19 protein-coding genes and 2 pseudogenes are annotated in these 25,272 nt (G+C 48.0%); 8 read left to right on the top strand and 13 right to left on the bottom strand.

All coding sequences use genetic code 11. The features are described from left to right. Positions 1-18: 18 nt before the first annotated feature. Positions 19-867, bottom strand: coding sequence for a crotonase/enoyl-CoA hydratase family protein (locus XMG59_RS03345; protein ID WP_173498208.1), 849 nt, complete (start codon positions 865-867; stop codon positions 19-21). A gap of 98 nt (positions 868-965) precedes the next feature. Between XMG59_RS03345 and XMG59_RS03340 the strand changes: the two genes are divergently transcribed. Together XMG59_RS03340 and XMG59_RS03335 are read left to right on the top strand one after the other, a co-directional pair. Next, on the top strand, positions 966-1,586 hold the full coding sequence (locus XMG59_RS03340) for a TetR/AcrR family transcriptional regulator (RefSeq protein ID WP_173498207.1): 621 nt from the start codon (positions 966-968) through the stop codon (positions 1,584-1,586). A 2-nt stretch (positions 1,587-1,588) separates the two neighbouring features. Beyond that, complete coding sequence (locus XMG59_RS03335; protein ID WP_173480466.1) at positions 1,589-2,350, top strand: alpha/beta fold hydrolase; 762 nt, start codon at positions 1,589-1,591, stop codon at positions 2,348-2,350. A gap of 456 nt (positions 2,351-2,806) precedes the next feature. Here the strand turns inward: XMG59_RS03335 and XMG59_RS03330 are convergent, their stop codons facing one another. Both XMG59_RS03330 and XMG59_RS03325 read right to left on the bottom strand, forming a co-directional pair. Then, a complete protein-coding gene (locus XMG59_RS03330; protein WP_173498206.1) occupies positions 2,807-4,147 on the bottom strand; it encodes a DUF1329 domain-containing protein in 1,341 nt (446 codons plus the stop codon). Between the two features lie 29 nt (positions 4,148-4,176). Beyond that, a complete protein-coding gene (locus tag XMG59_RS03325) occupies positions 4,177-6,219 on the bottom strand; it encodes a DUF1302 domain-containing protein (protein WP_173498282.1) in 2,043 nt (680 codons plus the stop codon). A 280-nt stretch (positions 6,220-6,499) separates the two neighbouring features. Here XMG59_RS03325 and XMG59_RS03320 point away from each other — a divergent pair, with 280 nt between their 5' ends. From XMG59_RS03320 to XMG59_RS03310, 3 genes are all read left to right on the top strand, one after another. Next, the gene (locus tag XMG59_RS03320; RefSeq protein WP_173480469.1) at positions 6,500-7,558 is read left to right on the top strand and encodes an AraC family transcriptional regulator; all 1,059 of its coding nucleotides are present in this window, start codon (positions 6,500-6,502) and stop codon (positions 7,556-7,558) included. Positions 7,559-7,760: 202 nt separating this feature from the next. Next, on the top strand, positions 7,761-9,539 hold the full coding sequence (locus XMG59_RS03315) for an acyl-CoA dehydrogenase (RefSeq protein WP_173480470.1): 1,779 nt from the start codon (positions 7,761-7,763) through the stop codon (positions 9,537-9,539). A 27-nt stretch (positions 9,540-9,566) separates the two neighbouring features. After that, on the top strand, positions 9,567-11,225 hold the full coding sequence (locus XMG59_RS03310; protein WP_217361981.1) for an electron transfer flavoprotein-ubiquinone oxidoreductase: 1,659 nt from the start codon (positions 9,567-9,569) through the stop codon (positions 11,223-11,225). 13 nt (positions 11,226-11,238) lie between these two features. On the opposite strand, the pseudogene XMG59_RS03305 reads toward XMG59_RS03310, so the two are convergent. Next, a pseudogene (locus XMG59_RS03305) lies at positions 11,239-12,417 on the bottom strand (IS3 family transposase). Positions 12,418-12,448: 31 nt separating this feature from the next. Between XMG59_RS03305 and folE2 the strand changes: the two are divergent. The 3 genes and pseudogenes from folE2 to rlmB all read left to right on the top strand — a co-directional run bounded on the left by folE2 (position 12,449) and on the right by rlmB (position 16,403). Continuing rightward, positions 12,449-13,141: pseudogene (folE2, locus tag XMG59_RS12065) on the top strand (GTP cyclohydrolase FolE2). A gap of 582 nt (positions 13,142-13,723) precedes the next feature. Continuing rightward, positions 13,724-15,580 (top strand): SurA N-terminal domain-containing protein, encoded by a 1,857-nt coding sequence (locus XMG59_RS03290; protein ID WP_173498205.1) that lies wholly within the window; start codon positions 13,724-13,726, stop codon positions 15,578-15,580. An 85-nt stretch (positions 15,581-15,665) separates the two neighbouring features. Beyond that, a complete protein-coding gene (rlmB, locus tag XMG59_RS03285; protein WP_173483341.1) occupies positions 15,666-16,403 on the top strand; it encodes a 23S rRNA (guanosine(2251)-2'-O)-methyltransferase RlmB in 738 nt (245 codons plus the stop codon). Here rlmB and XMG59_RS03280 read toward each other — a convergent pair. From XMG59_RS03280 to dusB, 9 genes are all read right to left on the bottom strand, one after another. Then, complete coding sequence (locus tag XMG59_RS03280) at positions 16,395-17,543, bottom strand: acetate/propionate family kinase (protein ID WP_173498204.1); 1,149 nt, start codon at positions 17,541-17,543, stop codon at positions 16,395-16,397. The two genes, rlmB and XMG59_RS03280, sit on opposite strands and share 9 nt — an antisense overlap. Before the next feature lie 2 nt (positions 17,544-17,545). Beyond that, on the bottom strand, positions 17,546-18,484 hold the full coding sequence (locus XMG59_RS03275; protein ID WP_173483339.1) for a bifunctional enoyl-CoA hydratase/phosphate acetyltransferase: 939 nt from the start codon (positions 18,482-18,484) through the stop codon (positions 17,546-17,548). A gap of 8 nt (positions 18,485-18,492) precedes the next feature. Continuing rightward, a complete protein-coding gene (locus XMG59_RS03270) occupies positions 18,493-18,858 on the bottom strand; it encodes a histidine triad nucleotide-binding protein (RefSeq protein WP_173483338.1) in 366 nt (121 codons plus the stop codon). 13 nt (positions 18,859-18,871) lie between these two features. Next, positions 18,872-19,486 (bottom strand): LysE family transporter, encoded by a 615-nt coding sequence (locus XMG59_RS03265; protein ID WP_173498203.1) that lies wholly within the window; start codon positions 19,484-19,486, stop codon positions 18,872-18,874. Between the two features lie 30 nt (positions 19,487-19,516). Continuing rightward, complete coding sequence (locus XMG59_RS03260; protein WP_173483336.1) at positions 19,517-20,560, bottom strand: YeeE/YedE family protein; 1,044 nt, start codon at positions 20,558-20,560, stop codon at positions 19,517-19,519. Between the two features lie 149 nt (positions 20,561-20,709). Beyond that, on the bottom strand, positions 20,710-21,993 hold the full coding sequence (purD, locus tag XMG59_RS03255; protein WP_173498202.1) for a phosphoribosylamine--glycine ligase: 1,284 nt from the start codon (positions 21,991-21,993) through the stop codon (positions 20,710-20,712). 21 nt (positions 21,994-22,014) lie between these two features. Beyond that, a complete protein-coding gene (gene purH, locus XMG59_RS03250) occupies positions 22,015-23,592 on the bottom strand; it encodes a bifunctional phosphoribosylaminoimidazolecarboxamide formyltransferase/IMP cyclohydrolase (protein ID WP_173498201.1) in 1,578 nt (525 codons plus the stop codon). 23 nt (positions 23,593-23,615) lie between these two features. After that, positions 23,616-23,885 (bottom strand): DNA-binding transcriptional regulator Fis, encoded by a 270-nt coding sequence (fis, locus tag XMG59_RS03245; RefSeq protein WP_173480755.1) that lies wholly within the window; start codon positions 23,883-23,885, stop codon positions 23,616-23,618. A gap of 37 nt (positions 23,886-23,922) precedes the next feature. Beyond that, the gene (gene dusB, locus XMG59_RS03240) at positions 23,923-24,897 is read right to left on the bottom strand and encodes a tRNA dihydrouridine synthase DusB (RefSeq protein WP_173498200.1); all 975 of its coding nucleotides are present in this window, start codon (positions 24,895-24,897) and stop codon (positions 23,923-23,925) included. Positions 24,898-25,272: the final 375 nt, after the last annotated feature.

The raw sequence follows: 25,272 nt of genomic DNA, 5'->3' as shown, positions 1-25,272 counted from the left end.
CTCTTTATCGTTATTGTTTTAGTCGGCAGCTTGAAGTGGCTGGGTTATTTTGCGTAATGGTTCAAATACAGCGGCTTTTCCAGAAACCTTCGCGCTGAAGCTTTGCATCATGTCATTAGGTTGAAACATGCCGGACTGCCAGGTAGCCATGTAACTGAGGCTGTCATGCAGGCTGTGATCCCGAGCATAGTTGATCATCTGCTTGGTGCCAGTGATTGCCAGAGGGGAGTGGGCAGCAATCTGTTGGGCAATGCCCATTACTGCATCCAGCATCGATGCCTGATCCGGGAAGGTCTGATTTACCAGTCCGGATGTTTGAGCTTCCTGAGCATGCATTTTACGTGCGGTATACGCGAGTTCTCGGGCGAGCCCAGACGGTATAAGGCCTGGTAAACGTTGCAGGGTCCCCAGGTCTGCAGTCATGCCCAGCGCCGTCTCTTTTACGGTGAAATAGGCATCCTCAGTGCAGTAACGCATATCAGTGGCACACACCAGATCCAGAGCGCCGCCTATGCAGCCACCCTGAATCGCGGAGATAACCGGAAAGCGTGCGGTTTCCAACACCATAAAACATTCTTGCAGTTGCATAACCAGACGGCGCACAGATTCTGCTCTGCGACCGGCTTCACCATTGAACAGGTTTTGGTCCGGCTGAGAAAAAACCTCCAGATCCATTCCGGAACAGAAATGTTTTCCCTGAGAGCTGATGACCAGTACCCGGGTGTCTCCTTCAATATCCAGCGCTCTGATGGCTTCCGGAAACTCTATCCAGAAGTCCCTGTTCATGGAGTTGCAGGCTTCGGGGCGTTTAAATTCTAGCCGGGCAATGTGTTTCTCAACGTTGAGGTCAAAACAGCTATAGCTCATCTGAAAACAATCCTGTTTAGGTTTTTATTATTAAACTAGACAGTGTCAAGATAGTGATCTATTTTGACACTGTCAAGATTGGTTGATAGATTGCGCCCATGAACAGTAGAAAAAAACCATATCACCACGGTGATCTCAGGATTACCTTGTTGCAGGCAGCGACGGATTTGATTGCTGAAGGGGGCGTTGAAAGCCTCTCAATTCGCAAACTGGCGGACAAGGCAGGCGTGTCTCGTACGGCGCCTTATCATCACTTCAAAGACAAAAATGAACTGCTTTGCGCAATAGCAGAACAGGGCTTCCATCTTCAGGATCAATTGGTTGAAGCCTTGAACGAAAACGCAAAAGAGCTGAGTCCTGTTGAGCAGTTTGAGCGCTACGTGATTACCTACATCCGCTTTGCTGATGAGCAACGCGAAACTTATGATCTGATGTATGGCCGCGATATCTGGAAAACCGGCATCCCAACACAAACATTACAGGAAGTATCCCATAACAGTTTTCGTGTCCTACTGAACTGGATTAAAGAGTTACAAGCACAAGGTGTTTTTGAACCGTCTTTACCCGCATTGAGAATAACTCAGTCTGCATGGGCTTCTATTCATGGTTTGTGTCGGTTATTTAATGACGGTATTTATGTCAACCGTGAAGACCTTCAGGATATTGCCCGTACATCGGTGCAGTTATTGATTAAGCAGCATGCTCCGTCGGAGGTATAGCAGTGATTCAGTTCAGCCATGCTAACGGATTCCCCGGCAGTTGCTATGGCCACTTGTTCAGCTTATTACCTGAGCATGAAGTCAGCTGCGTTGAAAAGATGGGGCACGGGGATTACCCACTGAATGGCAGTCTGCGTAATTACGCGGAGGAACTGATTGCTGAGATCGAACAGCAGCATAATAAGCCCGTAATTGGGGTTGGTCATTCAGCCGGAGCTGTTGTCACCCTGATAGCCGCTGCGTTAAAACCTGAACTTTTTAGACAGGTTATCCTGCTCGATCCGGTGGTATTCAGTAAACGCAAACGTTATGCCTTGAAACTGTGTAAGGCCCTGGGCCTTATGGATCGGATTACTCCTGCCGGAAGAGCCGCTAAAAGGCGGGCTCAGTTTGCCAGTCGTGAAGAAGCGGAAGCTTATTTTGCAGGTAAAAGCCTGTTCAAAGATTTTCATCCTGCATGTTTTGCTGACTATATCAAACACGGTTTAACCGAAAACGAGCAGGGTGTTGAGCTGAGCATCTCAGCAGATATCGAAGCGGATGTTTTTCGCAATGTCTTACTGGATGTACCCCGGTGCCTTAAGCGTGTACGCGGTACTGTCATCTACGGTCGTAAGAGTCATTTGTTTAACCGTCATGATAAACGCTGGTGGCAACGCAACTTTCCTGAAATGAATCTGGTTGCTGTTGATGGCGGCCACCTTTTCCCTCTTGAATCCCCGGAAATCACAGCTGAACTTATTAATTCAGCGCTTTCAAAATAAGCCTGCCCTCGATTCTCCAGTCACCTGTTTATCAGTCATCAGCTATCAGCCATTTGGACTTTGGTAGAGAGTGGTTCTAATTAGGAAAAACTCCTAAAGAAATTTCTGACACAGCGTCTACTATTATTAGATCACGTCAGTAGGAGTGGGTTGATGAAAGCGAGTGTGGATATCCCGGTTGAATGTAACCAGTGTTTAGAGGAAGTCATGCAAGATGCGATGGCAAAAAAAGAACTCGACTGGGAACGTTATGGTCGTGAAATGCCTCAATGCAAGGAATGTATACAAGCCCTGAAAGAGGATATGGTAAAAACCACTGGAACAGGATTGAGTTTTAACCCAAGTGAGCAAAGAAGTCAGCAAAGACTGCTGTTACAGCTAATACACTTCAGAATTCAAATGGAAAGCCCTCCATATGAGAGGGCTTTTTGTTGTTACCTTGCTGGAGATAACTTGTTATTTTCCCAGTCGACGGATCGCCTGAGGGGTAAAGTCTTTATGCTTGAAGCGCTGGGTAAAGTCGAAACCATCACCCTCTTCATTTGTCAGACTGCCAACCAGATAACGGCCGGATTGAAGGTCGTACAAAGCTTCAGCCGTTAACCAAGGTACGTTGGCATCACGATACTGGAACTGATGCGCTTCACCTACACGCCACAGCTCGCCACGGCCATCGTAATGGTCCACTACGGCGATCTGCCAGCTGTCTTCATCGATATAGAAGGTGCGTTTTGCGTAGATGTGGCGTTCGCCTTCTTTCAATGTCGCCTCGACTTTCCAGACACGGTGTAATTCATAACGTGTGAGTTCTGGATTCAGGTGTCCTGGTTTGAGAATGTCTTCGTACTTAAGACCTCGGTCTGCAAGCTTGAAGCTGTTGTATGGGATATACAGCTCCTGTTTGCCAACCAGATTCCAGTTGTAACGGTCAGGTGCGCCGTTAAACAGGTCCAGATTGTCTGTCGTACGCTGACCATCGCTCGCTGTACCCGGAGCATCATAGGCGATCTGAGGAGCCCGACGCACTCTGCGCTGACCTGCATTGTAGGTCCATGCCTGTCGTGGTTGTGTAACCTGATTCATGGTTTCATGAACCAAGAGTACGTTACCGGTCAGACGGGCAGGGGCTTTTACCTGCTGTACAAAGTAGAACAGGATGTTCGCATCTTTTTCCGGGTTTGTGCCGCCTTTAAGGTGAGTTGGCCAGGACATCTTCTCGTTGATTTTCACCGGTGTGAAGCTGCCGTTAGCCTGCACCGGAACCTGCACAAAGGTCCGTTCCAAAGCGCCGCCACGATAGCGGGTCATATGGTTCCAGATCACTTCCAAACCATCGTTCGGGACAGGGAATGGAATGGCAGTGTTAAACCCCTGAAGGCCATTACCACCATCAGTGAGCTGTGCCGTTGTCGCATTGGCTTTGGCCGCGTCATACACTTCCTGAGGCATCGCCGCAGTTCGGTGAGTCGGGTACACCGGGATGCTGAAGGTAGGATACTTATTCAGCATCGCCAGCTGTCCAGGAGTCAGCTTGTCTTTGTATTGTTCTGCATTGGCAGCGGTAATCGTGAACAGTGGTTGTTCGTCTGCAAACGGATTGTTGTAGCGATCAGAGCTGCCAGCCAATCCACCGTTCCAGGCCGGAATCGTGCCTGCAGCATTACCTGCTTTTTCTGCACCTATAGGCGTGAGTGAAGCACCCAGCTCAGCCGCTTGTTCAGCTGTAGTAGCCGCTATGAGTGAGCCAGAACTTAGTAATAATGCAGTGCTCAGCAGTAATTTTTTAGTGTTATACATTGATGATCTCTCCATCTGTCTGCTGATAATTAAAATGAAACGCTTGCGCTCAGTGAAATGAAGTCACGATCTTCAATGGAATTAAAGTTGCCACCAAAGTAATCCGTGTAAGACAGTGAAACGCTGTATTTATTCAGGTAATCAGCAGTCAGGCTCAGGCCCAGAGTTTTTTCGCCTTCATTAAAGGCAGCGCCCGGCTGTGGACCATAACCTTTAATACCGTGCTTGAAGCTGATTTGTGGGGACAAATTCACTCCTGCGAAAACGTTTGGATAAGTCAGATGAGCACGGGCAACGTAACCAAAGGAATCCTGGGTCACGAAACCTTCAGTGTCTCCGGCAGCATAGCCGTAGGCACCATTACGGCCATACTTCAGAGCGTTAGCGTCTTCATCAAGCCCATGAACGTGCGTCCAGGCCAGTTCACCAATTAGGGCCAGGCGGCTGGCACCCAATACCTGGTCATAGAACTTAATAAAGGTTGTCTGAGCCTGAGTGATATCAAATTCGCCATATCCTTTTATAAATCCCCCTTGGCCCGCATTGGCTACTAATGCATCAGCGGCGGTATTGCCAGATGCTGGATCTGGATTTAAAGGATCTTGGCTGAGAAGAGGGGCATATTGACGCATGATTGCAGCTACAAGGAGAGGTCCATTTATTTGTACTGGAACTCCGCGCTTATGACTAATCTCACCGGACCATGCAACATCGCCAAGGTTAGTGTTAAAACTCATACCAATCATCTCAATATCTTCAGGATAGCTGGTGATATAGTTGGCATCGACTAGAGTTCCAATCCCTCCCAGCTGTCCTGCTCTTGCAATATCTTCTTCAGAGGCATCAACCGCTGCTTGGGCAGCAGCTTCGCCCGCAGGGTCGAAATCTGCTGGATTTGCTGGAAGGGGTTGACCTGTAACTTGAGTATAAACAGCAGAAAAAATTGCGTTTTTAGCTGCGGTTGCACCGTTTATTGCTCCAGTCACGAAGTCCCCAGCATTGCTGGAACTATTATAAGCGCTGGTGAGTGGGAGGCGGCTATGATATTTCGCAAAGTAAAAACCAAACTCGGTATTGTTAAGGTTTTCAGCGAAGTATTTTGCAGAGAAACCGAATTGACCATCATCATCGGCTTCTACTATACCGTCAATACTATTTCGTTTGATAACCGGTTCAAAACCTAAAGCACGAACAGAAAATGCAGGGTTAAAATATTGTTGATCATTCAGAGGTAGAGTTATGCGAATACCGTCACAGCCTTGTGCTGCAAAATCGCTATTTGAAAAATAGGTACCACAGCCATCAATAGCGGTCGGTTCCCACTCAAATTGGTAGAAGCCTTCAATACTGAGGTTATCTGTTACGCCTAGGGAAGCAAAGGCCATATTGACAGGTAGCAGGCCTTCTTTAACTTCAGCGCCTGGACGACGGAATGCGTTTACGTCAAATGGGTTGATCGAGTTCAGACCGCCTTGAATAAAGGTGCTCTCACCCCAGTTTATGACCTGACGACCAATGCGGAGGTCAAGTGGCTTTTCGCTTTCACCAATATCAAAGCCAGCGAAGACGTAGGCATCTAAGATCTCAAAACCAGAGAACTTGGAGAAGTCGTTAAAGTCTGAATCGTTCAGAGTTGTATCGGGCGTATATCCATTTGGTGAATGACCATGGGAGCGGTTGCCATCTTCCAGTTCTGCATCGTACCAGTATTTTGCGCGTCCAAAGAAACCTACATTATCTTTGCGTAGCTCCAGGTCGTGTACGCCTTTGACAATTTGAGTGAAAGTTTCACCCTTGGAGAAGTTCTGGTTGCCATCATCATAACTACCTGAACCACGGCTCTGGCCGCCATTAAAGGTCGAAATCAGTTTGGAAGAAGGATCATCCATACGCCAGCTTGAACCGACAGAGATTTGAGAGTCAAAACGTCCTTCAATTTCTCCCAGATTAAATTCAATCGCCTGAGCTTGGCTCATGAAAACTACACTGCCTACGAGGGTAGGCAGAAGACGGCGTGAGAATGCCGGGGATTGGTTTTTGCTGCGCCGCAAAATCCGGTTGTTTATTGCCATTTCGTTCACCTGACTTCTTATTTTTCTAAAAGGTTCTGACTATATATTTATAGATTTTAGTCAAAACATCCAAAAATACTGAATAAATATAGGGTTAAAGCTCTATATGCAGGTTTTTGGATGTTAGTAATCATTGTCGGTCTTAAAACAGTTCTCAATGACAATTGCCGCCAAGCTTAGTAACAGATTTGTTCTTTAGGGTTGAAAAAAATGACCTTAAGTGCCAAAAATAAAAATGGGAAGTGCGTTTCTGGTTAACAAAAAACAGGTTAGAGAAGCAATGGAACGTAAGATAACGGTTCCTGCTGGCTACGTGCGGCAGTTACTGAAACTGGTTGAAGAGCAGGGTTATAGTGTTGATGAACTGCTGAACTATGTTGGTATCGATTCAAGCATGATTGATACCCAAACAGAGTTTCCGGCGGATAAGTTTGGACTGTTGTATCAGCGAATCTATTACATTGCGCAGGATGAATATTTTGGCATGTTGAGTGGAGGAAAGGTGCCTAATGGTACCTTCCGGATGATGTGCCATTGCCTGATTCACTGTAAAACTCTTGAACACGCCATCTATCGTGCCAGTGATTTCCATGAAATTTGTCGTGGCACACAGGTCAAACCTTTTCTGGTGAGAAAAGGCCGATACGCCAAGGTTTCTTTCACCACTACTGATGCCTCTGGAATGGATCTGGAGGAACTGTTGAAGGATTCTACACCGGAAAAAATTCGGACCTCTTTGTCGATGTGGCATCACTTCTTATGTTGGTTGCTGGGCGCCCGACTGGACTTGAAAGCGGCCTATCTGTCATTTCCGGAACCTGAAGATATCTCCTTATACAAAACCGTTTTCCAGTCTGAAGTTAAATTCGATCAGCACGATAACGCAATTGTTTTCCCAGCAAGATTCCTCGATTACCCCATCGTCCAGACCCCGGATACGTTGCGAAGCTTTCTGAAAACGGCCCCTTATCAGTTGATTGTGATGGTAGATGACGATGCCAGTCTGAAGGCTCAGGTAGTTGCTCTGATTGGTAAGGATTTCAGCCAGGAGTTGCCGAGTGCAGAAGACATTGCCTACAGGCTGCACATGTCATTTTCCACCTTGAGACGGAGATTACTTGAGGAAGATACTTCCTATCAAAAAATTAAGGATGAATGCCGCAAAATGGCAGCTTTGAATTATATGAATTCACCGCAGCTTTCGATTAATGATGTGGCCGGCTTGATGGGCTTTGAGGAGCCATCGGCATTTTTCCGATCCTTCAAAAAATGGACCGGGATGACACCGGGTGAATATCGCCGCAGTGACACCTATTGCCAGCAATTAGAGCAAACATAAACCGCGCTGAGGCCTATAATTGCTGAGTTTTTATAGCGTATGAATTTTTTTGTCAGTAGATAAGGCTTGAATTGTTATTGTTTGGGGCGTGCTCTGAGAAGATCATGAATTAAGCATTTCCCAAATGTAAAAACGCTTTCGAAGAATAATAAAAGCAGGCCGGAATGTATTCAGGCTTGCGAGGAACGGAGCAACATGAGCGATGAGTGAGTATCGTTTTCCTTATCAGGATGCATTGTTTGTATTAAATGACTTGGTGGGTCTTGAACAGATTTGTCATCAGGCAGGGCTTGATGAATTCGCTGAAGGCCTTGGTGAAGCTGTGCTTGATGAAGCGGCTAAGCTGGGCGAAGAGCAACTGGCCCCACTTAACCGGGTAGGCGATCTGAAGGGTGCAACCCTTGCTGATGGTAATGTTCAGCAAACCGAGGGTTTTTCTGAGGCTTACCAGCAGTTTTGTGAGGGTGGCTGGCCATCTCTGGCGGGCAACCCGGAATTTGAAGGGCAGGGGTTGCCTTTATCACTGTCTGTTGCTGTGAATGAAATCTGGCAGTCTGCAAACCTTGGTTGGGCGCTTTGCCCGTTGCTGACTCAGGGGGCAATTGAAGCGATTGAAACCCATGGTAGCGAAGAGTTGCAGAATACCTACCTGCCTAAACTGATCAGCGGTGAGTGGACAGGTACCATGAACCTGACTGAACCCGATGCCGGCACCGATCTGGCCGCTCTGAAAACCAGAGCCGTCCCTGAAGGTGATCATTACCGTATCACCGGACAAAAAATCTTTATCACCTGGGGTGATCATCAGATGACAGACAATATCGCTCATCTGGTATTAGCCCGGTTACCGGATGCGCCAGCAGGCGTGAAGGGTATCTCTCTGTTTGTTGTGCCTAAGTTCATGCTGGATGCAGAGGGTAATATCACTGACCAAAGAAACGATGTGGCCCCTGTTGCTCTGGAGCATAAGCTGGGTATTCATGGCAGCCCGACCTGTGTCATGAGTTTTGGTGATAACGGCGGTGCAGTGGGTTATCTGGTGGGTGCTGAGAACAATGGTCTCGCATGCATGTTTACCATGATGAACGATGCTCGTCAGGCAGTAGGATTACAGGGGTTGGCAATATCTGAGCGCGCATACCAGCATGCGCTGGCGTATGCCAAAGACCGTATCCAGGGAACCCTTCGGGATGGTTCTCGCATCAGCATCATTAAACACCCGGATGTACGTCGTATGTTACTGCAGATGAAATCGGGTACTCAGGCAATGCGGGCCCTTGCATATGTGGCGCGAGCAGAAGCTGATCGCGCTAAAAATGCGCAGGATGAAGAGACAAAAGCGATTCACCATGCACGTACCGAACTCTACACCCCAATTGTAAAGGGTTGGATGACTGAGTTGTCTCAGGAGCTCACCTATCTGGCTGTGCAGGTTCATGGCGGTATGGGTTTTATTGAGGAAACCGGGGTTGCGCAGCATTACCGTGATGCACGTATCCTGACCATTTACGAAGGCACAACAGGCATTCAGGCTCTTGATCTGATTGGCCGTAAGACCCTCATAGATAAAGGTGCGGCGCTATCTGCATTGCTGGAAGAGATTAAAGCTGATCTGGATGGCATCAACTCCGAAGCCATGAGCGCTATTGTAAAAGCGGTAGATTCAGCTCTCGATGATGCTGATGTTGCGCGTAAGTGGGTACTTGATAAAGGAGCTAAAGACCCCGCTGCAGCAGGCGCTGCCAGCGTGAACTTCATGATGTTACTGGGTTACCTATGCGGTGGCTGGTTGATGGCGAAGTCCGCGGCTATTGCAGAAGGCAAGCTAGGGGCACCTGATGCAGATAAAGATTTCCTCGAGAGTAAAATCGTCTGTGCGCGTTTTTATGCTGAACAGTTATTACCAAGAACCGGCGCTCTTCTTAAGGCGATGCAGAGCGGTGGTGAAGCGGTAATGGCGCTTTCTGAAGATCAGTTTTAAGCAATAACAGCATAAGTGAGGTTTACGATGAGTGAGATAACGCGCGAATCCATGGAGTTTGATGTTGTTATTGTAGGTGCAGGCCCGGCGGGTTTATCCGCCGCCTGCCGACTGATGCAACAGGCAAACGAAGCAGAGCAGGAACTGACTGTCTGTGTAGTAGAAAAAGGGTCTGAAGTGGGCGCCCATATTCTCTCTGGCGCGGTGATTGAAAGCCGTGCTCTGGATGAGCTGTTCCCGGACTGGAAAGAGCTGGGCGCACCGCTCAATACTCTCGTCACAGAAGATCAGATTTTCCTACTGAAAAACGAAGAAAAGTCCGTTCAGGTACCGAATGCGTTTGTACCCAAAACCATGCATAACCATGGTAACTATATTGTCAGCCTGGGTAATGTTTGCCGCTGGTTGGCGGAGCAAGCGGAACAACTTGGCGTAGAAATCTTCCCGGGTTTTGCCGCTGCTGAAGTGCTGTACAACGATGATGGCAGTGTTAAAGGCATTGCCACCGGTGATATGGGCATCAGTGAATCCGGCGAGCAAAAAGACAGCTATATGCCGGGTATGGAACTGCATGCGAAATACACTATCTTCTCAGAAGGCTGTCGTGGTCATCTGGGTAAAGAGCTGATCGAGAAGTTTGAACTGGACTCAGAAGCGGATGCGCAGCATTACGGCATCGGTATTAAAGAACTTTGGGATATTAACCCGGAGAATCACAAGCCAGGTCTGGTTCTGCACGGTTCAGGTTGGCCTTTAAGCGATGGCGCCAGTGGCGGTTTCTTCCTCTATCACACCGAAGGTAATCAGGTGGTAGTGGGTCTGATCATTGATCTGAACTACAGCAACCCCTACCTGAGTCCATTTGATGAGTTCCAGCGCATGAAGCACCATCCAGTACTGAAACAGTACCTGGAAGGTGGAAAGCGCGTTTCTTATGGCGCTCGAGCAATCACCAAAGGTGGTTTCAATGCTCTGCCGAAGATGACCTTCCCGGGTGGTATTGTTGCTGGCTGTAATGCCGGTACGCTCAATTTCTCCAAGATTAAAGGCACGCATACGGCAATGAAATCCGGCATGCTGGCCGCAGAAACGATCTTTGAAGCTCTGATTGAGGGATGTGAAGGCGGTAAAGAACTTAACAGCTTCACCGATAAATTTGAAAGTTCATGGCTCTATGATGAGCTGTTCCGCTCCCGAAACTTTGGCCCTGCATTGCATAAGTTTGGTCCGATTATGGGTGGTGCCTTTAACTTTATCGATCAGAACCTGTTTAGCGGCAAGATCCCGGTCACCCTACACGATGATAAAGAAGACTATGCACAGATACGGCCGGCCAGTGAATGCACACCGATTGACTATCCAAAACCGGATGGTGAGTTGAGCTTTGATAAGCTGGGTTCAGTGTTCCTGTCGAATACTAACCATGAAGAAGATCAGCCTTGTCATTTGCAGCTTAAAGACAGCTCAGTGCCGTTGCAACAAAACCTGCCGAAGTTTGCAGAACCTGCTCAGCGTTATTGCCCTGCGGGGGTGTACGAAGTGGTTGAAGATGATGCCGGACAGCACTTCCAGATTAACGCCCAGAACTGCCTGCATTGCAAAACCTGCGATATCAAAGATCCGGCTCAGAATATACGCTGGGTAACGCCAGAGGGTATGGGCGGACCGAACTATCCGAACATGTGAGGATGTGTAGTGGTCAAGTAAAACTGGCCACCACTTTGTAGTCATTCCAGTATATTTCTTCTGCCAAATTCGGTGGCAACATCCCGTTATGCTGATGCGGCCTTTGCTGGCTGTAATATCCAACGATGTAGTCAGTAATTGAGTTCCTAGCCTCTGTTATTGAGGCGTAACCTATCTCTGGAACCCATTCGGCTTTCAAGCTGCTGAAGAAACGCTCCATTGGAGCATTATCCCAGCAGTTGCCGCGTCGACTCATGCTCTGTTTTATCTTGTGCCGCCACAGTAGCCTACGATACTTCACACTGGTGTACTGGCAGCCCTGATCGGAGTGGAACAGTAGGCCTTCAGGTCTACCCCTTAATTCAAAAGCCATCGTTAGGGCTTTACTTGTCAGGTCACTATCTGGATTAAGAGAAAAAGCCCAACCAACAGGTTTGCGAGCATATAAGTCCAGTACGACTGCCAGATAGGCCCAACGCCGCCCCGTCCAGATATAAGTAATATCGCCACACCATACCTGGTTTGGAGCCGCAGACTTAAATTGTCTTGCCAACAGATTGGGGGCAACGGGATGCTCTTGTGTTGCTTTCCTAATAACGGTGCTTGGGTTGCTGGCAACTAAACAGTTGTAACTCTGACATCAGTTTGCCCGCAACATAACGACTGAGCGGTGTGCCTGAGAGCGTCACCATAGCTGCTACACTTCGTGCACCTGCTGAACCCTCGCTAATGCTGAAGGCCTCTCTGACTTTCTCTTTCAAAAGGATGCGAGCAGGGTTTTCCCCTTTGGCATAATTCCGCCAGTATTTGTAACTGCTACGGTGTACGCCGAATAGATGGCATAGTCGTGTTGCAGAGTAGCTCCCTTGAAGTCGACGTATTACCGCAAACCTTTCAGCTCGTCGGACATCAAGAGAGCTGAAGCCTTTTTTAATATCTCTTTTTCCATCTCAAGCTGCTTTACCTGCTTCTCCAGCTCTCGAATACGACGTTGCTCTTCTGTCATCGGCGTGGCTTTGGGGGATTCTCCTTTACGCTCTGCTCGCAGCTGTCGAACCCACTTATCCATGGTGGATTTACCCACGCCCATTGCTTCAGCAGCCTCTCGTACCTTGTATCCTTGATCGACAACAAGTTGCGCTGATTCTAGACGAAATTCGGGGCTAAAGTTAGGTCGTTTTGGTTTTGTCATAGTGTCACCTGTGTAGTCAGGAGGCGATCATATCACCTCTAATCAGGTGGCCAAATTCACTATGCCACTACAGTCCGGCCATGTAGGATTAAGTGATAAAGCACTTTTAAAACTAGATTTTGAGTTGCCTATAAAGCGTAAAGCATTACTCAGTGATAACAGTGGCTGGAAAAGTTATGACATAAGCATTCAGGCAGAAGTAAGTAGTTCTAGTTTCACTTTTGATCTATCGGTAGGAGTTGATTATTCATCAACATGCCCCTGTTCTGCTTCATTGGCAAGACAGCTTTTGCAGGAAAAATTCTCTGCAGATTTTACTACCAGGGAAACAGTGTCAGTTTCTGAAGTTGAGGGATGGTAATTGAGTGCCAACGGTTCACATGCGACACCGCATAGCCAGAGAAGTAGGGCAACTGTAACCGTGAGACTGGGTAAAAGCTTCGAGCATTTCCCAATTTTTGAGCTGATAAATAAGGTAGAAAAAACCTTGAAAACTCCGGTACAAACTGCGGTTAAACGAGAGGATGAACAAGAGTTTGCGAAAAGGAATGGGCAAAACTTGATGTTCTGCGAGGACGCCGCGCGGAGAATTAAACGCGAGTTAAGTCTGGATCCAGTCTACACGGACTTCAAAATCAAAGTGGAACACTTTGAGAGCTTACATGCGCACGATGCTGTTGCCATGGTGGTAAAAGGGGTTCCTGGCGGTTTGAGCTATTCGTAGATCCTTGAGCATATGCTTTTTGTCGGCAATTTACGGCTGTTCTATCGGAAGTTAATTAACAGTGCATTTGCCAAACATTGTTTGTAGGTTCCAGCAGGTTATTATACGTAAACAGCCACCATGATTTGGACAGGAATTTCTTCTTTTGGACTCTAAGAAGACCTCCTCATAAGTCGGTTTAAAATCTTCATAAGTATGCTCATTTTGAAGCCTTTTGGCTTTTTGTTTTGTTTCAAAAAATTCTTTCTTGCTTATGGCATAAGAGATGTTATCATCCGTGCAATCGTTTCATTCTTGCCCAGACAATCGAGCTAATATGCGCTTGTAAGTAAGATTATATAGTAGTTTGAAACAATGGCTGTTTACTTTACTGAAGATATGCTCTCAAAGCATTTGTTTACGTGGCTGCTAAGCATTCACATGAAATGAAACATTTCTCTTTGAACTTATTAAAAGACGCTGTAAACAAGTAATATCGGTTATTCCAGGGGTGCGCTTTAGCGCGTAAGAGTTTCAGACTCTCCCCACTAAAAAAGCGCATACCTCAGGTTGCGCTTTTTTTAATTCATAGGACACTCAGTCATGTTGCAATCAATGCGTGATAATTCACAAGGGATTATTGCTAAAGTTCTGGTTGGTTTGATCATTGTCGTTTTCGCTCTGTGGGGCGTTGACTCACTGGTCGGCCTAGCTACAGCCGAACCACCTCCCGCTGAAGTCAATGGTAAAGCCATTACTAAGAATGAGCTCTATCGTGGTATCGATCTGCAACGTCGACAAGTTCTAACTCAAATGGGCGACAATGCTGATCCAGCCATGTTAGACGATGTTGTTCTACGCAAAGTGGTTTTGGACAATCTCATAGATCGCAACGTACAGATCAGTGCAGCAGAAGAGCTAGGGCTTTTTGTGTCTGATCAAATGCTGGACCAGATGATCGTTGCAACGCGGGAGTTTCAGGTTGACGGTCGATTCGATCGCAACCAGTTTGAATCCGCTCTACGAGGAGCTGGTTTTACTCCTTTGACGTACCGTGAGCTTCTTAAGAGTGAAGCGCTGATGAATCAGGTGCGCGGTGCTTACGAGCAGTCAGCTTTTTTAACCGCTTCGGAACTTGATCATCTTCTTGCTTTGAATACACAGACGCGTGATATCCGAGTGGCGCGTTTCTCTGTTGACGCTGATTCACAGACAGTGAATGATGCGGATGTGCAAGCTGCTTATGACAGTATGGGCGATCAGCTAATGACCCAAGAGCAGGTCGTTGTTGACTATGTTGTACTGGACCAAGCGGATTTAGTTGACCCAGACAGTGTGACCGAAGCCGAAATTAACTCTGCCTATGATCAGTTAAAAGCCGGTTTTGAAGGTGGTGAAGAGCGTTCTGCTAGTCACATACTCCTTGAGATAAGCGATGCCCAGCCTCTGGATGCAGCGCTGGCAAAGGCTGAAGAGATTCGTACGAAGTTGGCGGCCGGCGAAAGCTTCGCCTCACTAGCTGCTGAGTACTCACAAGATATTGGTTCAGCTAATTCAGGCGGTGATCTAGGTTACCTGACGCCAGGCCTTTTTGAAGGTCCCTTTGATGATGCTCTGTTCTCATTAAATGCCGGCGAGTACTCTGAACCTGTCGAGACCGAGTTTGGTGTGCACATCATCAAGTTAAACGATGTACGTGCTAAAGAGGTGCCAGCACTGAGCGAAGTGCGCGAGGATCTCATCTATGATGTTGCTGAAGCGAATGCAGAAGAGGTTTATGTCAGCGCACTAGAACGTTTAACGGATTTGGCCTTCTCTTCAGGCGACCTTGCCGTGCTTGCTGAGGAGCTGTCACTCGAGATACAAACCTCAGAGCCTTTGACTCGTAATGGTGGGACTGGCGATTTTTCTGACCAGAAACTGGTTCGTGCAGCCTTCTCTGATGTTGTGACCAAAGAGCGTCTAAACTCTGACCCTATTGAGGTGAGCAGTGGTCGTACCTTTGTTCTTAATATGAATGAATTACGACCCGCACGTCAGCTTGAACTTGCTGAAGTGCGTGATGATTTAGTCAGCAGGCTTAAGTCTTCCCAAGCGGCTAAACAGGCCTTTGAACAGGCTCAAAATGCTCTGACTGCTGCACAAGAGGGAAAAGTTGACCTGGAGTGGACTGCAGTGAAATCGATTGCACGCGGTGCAGCCGTTGATCTTGAACCTCAGATTGTAGAAGCAGCTTTTGCTATGGCACGTCCAGAGGGTAGTGCAGACTATAAGGTTGTCCAGCTCTCTGATGGTACAGCGGCATTGATCACTGTCGATGCTGTTGGAACCTCGCAAGAGCAGATTGCTGAAGAGCTTCAGACACAAATTTCAACCATGTTGGCTGCCGGTGAGGGTAGTCAGGCATTTAGAACGCAATTTGAAACACTAAAATCAAACGCTGAAATCGTCATTAATTAAGTCGACTTCAGTGAGATAGCCGCTCTTTAGCGGCTATTTTTTTCAGTTGCACGTCGGTGCGCCTTTAACGTTAAGGTAAAAGAGAATGAAATTGGATCAGGTATTTGGCATTCATGCTGTCACAACGCTGTTAAACCGTGACCCTGAGAGGGTAAAGCGCCTCTTTATTGTTCAGGGACGCGTTGATCCGAAAGTAGAGAAGATTCTAGCCCTAGCTGCCCAGGCCGGTGTTCATGTTGAGACTATCAGCAAACATCGTTTGGATGAGCGTGTCGATGGTGTTCATCAAGGGGTGTTGGCCGAAGCTAAACCTCTACCCATTCTGGGTGATAAAGAGTTGTTTAAGCTGATGGATGAGGTTGACCAAACACCTCTTTTGCTAGTGCTTGATGGTGTTACTGACCCTCACAACCTAGGTGCATGTCTGCGTACCGCTGATGCGGCCGGTGTCGCAGCTGTCATCGCCCCTCGTGATAAATCAGCGCCATTAAATGCGACAGTGATTAAAGTTGCCTGTGGCGCAGCGGATGCGGTGCCCTATTTTCAGGTAACCAATCTAGCGAGAACGCTTAATCAGCTTCAGGAGCGTGGAGTGTGGATCGTCGGAACGGCGGGTGAAGCGAAAGGTTCCATTTACCAAACAGATCTAACCGGTCCATTAGCGCTTGTGATGGGGGCTGAAGGCAAGGGGATGCGCCGCTTGACACGAGAGCAGTGTGATCTGTTGATTAAAATCCCAATGGCGGGGGAAGTCTCCAGTTTGAATGTTTCGGTAGCAACCGGTGTTACCCTGTTTGAGATCGTCAGACAGCGATCAAACTAACTGCGTCGCGTATTTGGCTAGCATCCACTCCTCATCCGTAGGGACGACCTGCACTCGGACTTTGGATGAATCAGTGGCAATCTCAATTTGGTTGCTCTGATTTAGCTTGTTATCGATCTCTAGGCCTAGCCAAGCCAGTTGAATGCACACCTTTTCTCGAATGAGTGGGGCATGTTGGCCAACGCCAGCAGTGAAAATCACTCGATCTAAACCACCTAATATCGCCGCTAACCGACCAATCTCCTGGGTAATGTGATAGCAGTAGTAATCGACGGTGAACTTCGCTTCCTCTAGATCTGATTCGAGCAGTGTTCGCATATCACTGCATAGACCTGAAAGACCTAGCCAGCCGCTCTGTTTGTAGAGAAGTGTTTCGAGCTGATTTGCATCCATCCCTTCACGCATCAAATGAATCATTACGCCTGGATCTAAGTTTCCGGTACGTGACCCCATGGGTAAGCCGTCGACTGCTGAGAAGCCCATGCTGGAGGCTTTCGACTTGCCGCCCATCATTGCGCAGGCTGAAGAGCCTGCACCCAAGTGCAGCACGATGGTTCTTTCATCCGGATACATGGCTAGCTGCTGTGACTCAGATATATAGGCATATGATAGACCATGAAAACCGTAGCGACGAACACCCATATCGCGAATCGATTTAGGTAGGGCATAGCTGGTTTCAAGCGCTGTTTGGCCTGCGTGAAACATCGTATCGAATGAGACAATATTGAGTGACTCGGGGTGAGCCTCAAGAACCTGTTCAATCAAACGAATATTGAATGGTTGATGCAGCGGAGCGAGGGAGTTGAAACTCTTTAATTGCTCAAGAATTGCATCATCAACCACTTCGGATTTAGAGAATATACCGCCACCATGCACTACGCGGTGTGAAACGACTAATGAGTCATCCTGCAGTTTAAATCGGTTAAAAAGTAGTTCTACAACCTGCGCATGAATCTTTGCGGAGTCTGTGAGATCAACCTTCGAAATATCGATGCTCTCTCCATCTACCTGAAGTGATAGATGTGGAGAGCCAACTCCCGTCAATGATGCACTGGCAAGTTTGCTTAACACGCCATCCTGCGAGTTATAGAGCGCAGCTTTCAAGCTGGATGAGCCTGCGTTGAGGGTGAGGATATTCATGATTAGATCTTACGGCGGTGATGCACCATGTATGATGCCAATGCACAGCTTGCTAAGCGAGCTACTACACCATCGGCACGGCTCGTTAGAATAATGGGAACACGAGCACCTACTGCAATTCCTGCAGACTTAGCACCAGCAAGATAGATGAGCTGTTTAGCGATCATGTTGCCGGCTTCAAGATCAGGTGCTACGAGAATATCTGCCTCCCCGGATACCGGAGAGTTGATATGTTTATCAATGGCCGCTTGGCGAGAAATGGCGTTGTCGAAAGCAAGCGGGCCATCGATAATTCCGCCGGTGATCTGTCCGCGATCTGCCATTTTACAAAGTGCAGCAGCATCCAGCGTGCTCTGCATGTTGGCTTTAACTTTCTCTACTGCAGCAAGCACGGCAACTTTAGGGTTCTCATTACCTAGAGCATGCGCAAAGTCGATTGCGTTTTGTACTATGTCTCGCTTCGTCATTAGATCGGGAGCGATATTAATTGCAGCGTCGGTGATGATCAGTGGCTTGTGATAGCTAGGGACATCAAAAACAAAAATGTGACTTAAACGGCGCTCTGTTCTAAGACCGCTGCGTTTATCGAGGACTGCTGAAAGTAGTTCAGAGCTCCCAAGAGAGCCTTTCATCAAACTATCGCCTTCACACTGCTGTATCAACTGACATGCGACTTCAGCCGCTTCATGACTGTGTTCTGTATCGATAAGGCGAAAAGCCTTGATATCAGCATTGAGCTCCTCAGCGGCAGCTTCAATTTTTGCTTTAGGGCCAACCAGCGTTGGCTCTATCAGACCTTGCTCTGCGGCCTCTAAAGCACCGCCGAGACCATTGCCATCAACCGGATGCACAACCACCGTTCTAATAGGCTTTGCGTGGCGCGCCTGTTCGATAAAGAACTCTAGCTGATTGTTTTGTGGCAGGTCTTTAATCACAGTCATTTTAGATCCTATAGTGGCGTCTTAAGAGTGTCAGTGTATGGTGGCCATCCCATCGCTTTACCACCTAGAAGGTGGAGGTGAATGTGGTACACCGTCTGACCACCATGATCGCGACAATTGATTACAGTTCGATAACCATCTGCAGAAAATCCTTCCTGACGTGCGATTTTTGCAGCCGCAATATTCAGATGGCCAAGAACTTCTGCGTCTTCATCGGTTGCATCATCGAGAGTCGAGATATGTTTGCGTGGAATAACTAGACCATGAAATGGGGCCTGTGGGTTGATATCCATAAACGCGATGACGTGTTCATCTTCGTAAACGCGCTTGGCTGGAATTTCACCAGCGACAATCTTACAAAACAGACAATCCATGCCTAACTCCTTATTAAAGTGTTGCAGTAGACAATACCAGACCGGCCAGTATCAGTGCACTCCCAGATGCCCGATTTAACCAGGCTCTACCTTTTGGATCTTGAACAAACCTGCGCAGACGGGCTGCGATACCCGAGTAACCAGTCATCACTATCCAATCAACTAATACTAGTGTCAGGCCAATAATCCAAAGCTGAGGTGCCTGGGGTTCTGCTGGATTCAGAAATTGTGGCACTAGTGCTAGTAGAAACACCATGCCCTTAGGGTTGGTGATATTAACTAAATAGGCGCGAATAAAGCGCTCTCGCTTCTTAAGAGGCTCAGCGTTATGAAGCTCGAGCTCAGCCTGCGAACGGATAATCTGAAAGCCCAGCCAGATAAGGTAGGCGGCGCCTATGTATTTAATGACTGTGAATAGAATAGGTGAGGTTGCAATGAGTGCCCCTAAGCCAAGTGATACCACCAGCATCTGGGTGCCATAGCCACAAATAAGGCCAAACACAGCTGGTGCTGCACCTCGTAAACCATTTGAGAGCCCAAAACTCACAGCGGTAGCAAAGCCTGCGCCAGGGGATAGCGAGATCATGATGGCTGCGCCTAACAGGGCAAGCCAGAGTTCAAAGGACATAGAATTTGCTCAGTAGTTAGAGCTGTTAATTTAGGCTGTCTCGCGACGGTAGTCGAGTACCCTGTCAGTGATGCCAGCACTTAGCCACATGAAGAAGAGTGCAACCCAAGCGGTGAGGGCCATTACTGCACCACCAGTAACACCAGCACCAACTGCACACCCGCCCGCAAGCATGCCGCCAAAGCCCATAAGACCGGCTCCAACCAAATAGCGTGAAAGGCCAGTCTCTTCGGTAAAGGTTTGAATTTTGAACTCTTTTGTTATCCAAGAAGCCAAGAATGAGCCCGCAAATACGCCGACAACAATGCCGATATCGAACGACAGAGGCACCTCTGGCTCGTTGATCAGTGCCATTAAAGTATCGGCTGATGGTCCAGTAAAACTGACGCTCTTCACCGCGATAATGTCAAAGGAGTTGCTGGCATGCCAAGAGGTTAGTGCCCAGCCCAGAGCAACACTTAATCCGACCATGACGGCACCAAACTGCCAGTAGATTCTGGGTGAGGTTCTTTTTGCCAAATAGAAAGCGGCGACAAATAGAATAATACCGAATCCTAATGCCCCAAATTCTGGGAGCCAAAGTGACAGATCACGTGATGATCCATCGATTAGCCACCAAGATGAGATCTCATTTCTAGCGGGAGATAGAATACCTCTTAGCGCAGCTTGAGAGACAACGGTGACCACCAGTCCTGCAATGAGTGCTCGTAGATTACCGGTCGCAGATAGAACTAGAAGGCGGCTCGCGCAGCCTCTAGCCATGACCATGCCAATACCAAACATGGATCCACCAATAATGGCTCCAGACATAGAGCCTGTCGTTACCAGCTGCCGAATGCTGCTTTTCTCGAGATTGCCGTTCAGCATCAATAACTGCGTCAAAATAAGCGCTGTCGAGAAGGTAAAGAGCCAAATGGCGAATTTAGGACCAGGCTTGTTGCGCCAGAACTCAATGCAGGCCGCGCGTAGACAGAACCGACTCTGCTGAGCAAAGACACCAAACACCAATCCGGTGATCAAACCTAAAAGAACGGCAACCTCTCCGCTGGAGTAGGCATCTAAAAACTCAGGCATAGTCGTCTCTTATAAAAGGGTAATATCATTATTTTGCCTTGATCAATACTGAAGTGCGAGTAGTTTGGTTGGATCTGTTGACGGACATCAATGCTGATTTTAGGCAATAAAAAAGACCCCGAAGGGTCTTTGATAGGTTAAGTAGAAAATCAACCGTTTTCGCGGGCGATCGCTCGGTAAGCGATGTCAGTGCGGAAATAGGCATCTTTCCAGCTCACTTGCTTTAAAAGTTCGTAAGCACGAGCCTGTGCGTCAGTTACTGTGTCGCCAAGTGCAGTGACACAAAGTACACGACCGCCAGCTGTCACCACATCATCACCATTTAGGGCTGTGCCAGCATGAAATATTTTGCTGTCAGCTGGAAGTGACTCAGGAAGTGAAATCACATCCCCTTTGTTGTAGTCACCAGGGTAGCCGCCTGCAGCCATAACCACACCAATGGATGGGCGTGGATCCCATTTAGCGGTTGTTTTGTCTAGCTCGCCACGAAGGGCTGCTTCGCAGAGTTCAACAATGCTCGACTGAAGACGCATCATGATCGGTTGCGTCTCTGGGTCACCAAAGCGGCAGTTGTACTCAATCACTTTAGGTGTGCCATCGGCAGCAATCATGAGGCCTGCATATAGGAAGCCAGTGTATCGGTTACCTTCTGCAGCCATACCGCGAACGGTTGGGTAGATCACTTCGTCCATGATGCGCTGGTCGATCTCTGGAGTGACCACTGGAGCAGGGGAGTAGGCACCCATGCCACCAGTGTTTAGACCTGTATCGCCATTGCCAACACGTTTGTGGTCTTGGCTAGTGGCCATTGGCAGAACGTTTTCGCCATCGACCATGACAATAAAAGATGCTTCCTCGCCATCTAGGAACTCTTCGATAACAACACGGCTACCGGCATCGCCAAAGGCATTTCCGGCAAGCATATCTTTGACAGCGTCTTCAGCCTCTTCATGTGTCATCGCAACGATAACACCTTTGCCAGCTGCCAAACCGTCGGCTTTAACAACGATTGGTGCGCCTTTCTCACGAAGGTATGCCAGTGCTGGCTCGATCTCTGTGAAGTTTTGGTACTCTGCCGTTGGGATTTGCTGGCGTGCTAGGAAGTCTTTAGTAAACGCTTTCGAGCCCTCAAGCTGTGCAGCGCCTGCTGATGGGCCGAAAATTGCTAGACCTTCTGACTGGAAGTAATCCACTACACCATCGACTAGCGGTGCTTCTGGACCTACGATGGTCAAAGCAACGCCGTTATCTTTAGCGAAGTTGGCAAGTGCAACTTTGTCCATGACATCGATCGCAACATTTTCAATACCAGCTTCTATCGCTGTACCTGCATTACCTGGAGCAACAAAGACAGTATTTACACGTGCATCTTTAGCAGCGCTCCAAGCTAGAGCGTGTTCACGGCCACCTGAGCCAATTACTAGAACATTCATATCAATCAATCCTTCTAACGCTTAGTGGCGGAAGTGGCGCATGCCTGTGAATACCATCGCCATGCCGTGCTCATCGGCTGCAGCGATCACTTCCTGATCGCGCATCGATCCACCTGGCTGGATAACCGCTTTGATACCCGCTTCTGCTGCAGAGTCAATGCCATCACGGAATGGGAAGAAAGCATCAGATGCCATCACCGAACCAGCAACTTGTAGGCCTTCATCCGCCGCTTTGATACCCGCAATTTTAGCTGAGTAGACACGACTCATCTGGCCTGCACCGATACCGATAGTCTGGCCATCACGAGCGTAGACAATGGCATTCGATTTAACGAATTTAGCCACTTCCCAGCAGAACAGTAGATCGCGGATCTCCTGTTCAGATGGTTGACGCTTAGTGACAATTTGAAGCTCAGATGCGTTCACCATGCCTAGATCACAATCTTGCACCAGTAGGCCACCGTTGACACGTTTGTAATCGAAAGCTGCACCAGGCTGTGCCGCAAATTCACCACACTCAAGTAGACGAACATTGGGTTTAGCGGCAACGATTTCGGATGCCTGAGCGCTCACTTTTGGAGCAATGATCACCTCGACAAATTGACGATCAACGATCGCTTTTGCTGTTTCTGCATCAAGTTCGCGGTTGAATGCGATGATGCCACCAAATGCTGAGGTAGGATCTGTCTGGAAAGCGCGGTTGTATGCTTCCAGAATGTTGCCGCCAATGGCGACACCACAAGGGTTAGCATGTTTAACGATGACACAGGCAGGCTCTTTGAAAGGCTTAACGCACTCAAGTGCCGCATCAGTATCGGCTACGTTGTTAAACGAGAGCTCTTTACCCTGAAGTTGACGAGCGGTTGAAACGCTGGCTTCAGTTGCGTTCTCTTCAACGTAGAAGGCTGCACGTTGGTGTGGGTTTTCACCGTAGCGCATATCCTGAACTTTAACGAACTGTGTGTTGAAGGTGCGTGGGAAGGTCTCTGGCTCTTCAACGCCAACACGAGCGCCAAGGTAGTTTGCGATCATGCCGTCGTATGCAGCAGTATGTTCAAACGCTTTAACAGCCAGGTCAAAACGGGTGTTGTAGTTAAGACCCTTATTGGTTTTCAGGTCAGCGATGATTGAATCGTAGTCAGAAGCGTTAACGACAATTGCGACATCTTTATGGTTTTTGGCAGCAGATCGAACCATGGTTGGGCCACCGATATCGATGTTTTCAATTGCCATCGGAAGATCACAATCTGGACGTGCGACGGTCTCTGCAAAGGGGTAGAGGTTGACAACCACCATGTCGATTGGGTTGATGCCATGCTCAGTCATTACCGCATCATCAGTACCGCGACGACCCAAGATTCCGCCGTGCACTTTAGGGTGAAGGGTTTTAACGCGGCCTGCCATCATCTCTGGAAAACCCGTGTAGTCTGAGACTTCAACGGCTGCGATGCCTTCATCACAAAGCAGTTTGTAAGTGCCGCCAGTTGATAGGATTTCAACGCCTTGAGCAGTCAGTTCACGGGCAAAATCTACGATGCCAGTTTTATCTGACACGCTGATCAGTGCGCGACGAATAGGAGTGTATGAGTCGTTAGACATGAGGCTTTCCATTTTTCAGAGATTTAAAGAAGATCGTACTGCTTCAACTTTTTGCGAAGCGTGCCGCGGTTCAGGCCAAGAAGCTCTGAAGCACGGGTTTGGTTATCTTTGGTGTAGCGCATGACAGCTTCAAACAGCGGTGCTTCTACTTCAGTCAACACCATTTGATAAACATCACTGGCGGGTTGTCCATCTAACGTCTTGAAGTAGGTCTCAAGTGAAGATTGAACACTCTCACGCAGTGTTGGTGTCTGGGTTTCTGTTGTTATTTCAGAGATATCGAGATGTTGCATTGTATCGTTACTACTCACTACTACGGTTACCTAAATATTAAGCAGCTTGGGCACGATCAAAGTATTGATCGAGGGCGTTAAGCTGCTCGTCAGCTGTTTCCAACTGATTAAATTCTTTTCTAAAGCCTGTCACATCGCTAACTGATTGCAGATACCAATTAAGGTGTTTTCGGGCGATACGAACGCCCATTAACTCTCCATAAAACTCGTGCAGAGCTTTCAGGTGGCGAGTAAAAATAGAGTGTATTTCTGAGAGAGTGGGTGGCGCTATTTTTTCACCATGACGCAGAAAATGATCAATCTCTCGCAAAATCCAAGGAGTGCCCTGAGCGGCGCGACCGATCATGACCGCATCAGCACCGGTGTAATCCAAAACAAAACGCGCTTTTTCTGGGGTGGTGATATCGCCATTAGCAATGACAGGGAGGCTGATGTTCTCTTTAACGGATTTAATGGTGTCATACTCAGCGTCACCAAGGTACTTATCTGACCGGGTCCTTCCATGAATGGTCAGCGCGGCTATACCAGCTTGTTCAGCCATTTTGGCGATGGTGAGTGCGTTGCGATTGTCTGGAGACCATCCAGTTCGAATTTTTAGGGTCACTGGTATATCGACTGCATTGACCACGGCTTCCAATATAGATTCGACCAGAGGTTCATCTTTCAGCAGTGCTGAGCCAGCTGCTTTATTACAGACTTTTTTAGCCGGGCAGCCCATATTGATGTCGATTATTTGTGCGCCACGCTCTGCATTTAACTGAGCAGCTAATGCCATCATCTCCGGATCGCCACCCGCAATCTGTACGGAGCGAGGCTCAGCTTCGCCTTGATGGTTTAGGCGAAATGATGACTTGCGTGTGTGCCACAGATTTGGATCTGACGTCACCATCTCTGACACAACAAGGCCTGCACCCAGTTCGCGACAGAGTTGTCGAAACGGGCGATCTGTCACACCAGCCATTGGGGCTAGAGCAACTTGAGTGTCAAGGCTGTATGGACCAATCTGTAACATCAAAAACCTGCCACAACGAGGGGACATCTCCAATGTATTGGGATGGCCGTCGTTGGTTATGAAGGGCGCATATAATACTCTTCACGGACCGAGGGTCCAAGACGTTTTTGAATAAAAAATGATCAATTTTGGGGTTGACAGGCTAACTAGGGAACCTGCGAACAAGTCCATAATTTCTCAGCGTGATCTGAAACATTCAGATACAAGGCGGATTGTGCAACTAATGGCCATCGCCTTTAGTCAGCGATCCAACGCTGTAGATGGATGTTTCAGGTCGCGCCCTACGGGGCTTACAGTCAAATCCATCCTCTGCGTTCTGTTTTCTCGACTTAGCCCGCTAGGCCTTCAAAAACACGCCTGGATGACAAATTTGAC

The sequence above is a fragment of the Marinobacterium sp. xm-g-59 genome, assembly GCF_013283315.1.
GTDB lineage: Bacteria > Pseudomonadota > Gammaproteobacteria > Pseudomonadales > Balneatricaceae > Marinobacterium_E.
The sequence above is the reverse complement of the archived record's forward strand: the minus strand, read 5'-3'. Positions and strand labels throughout refer to the sequence as shown.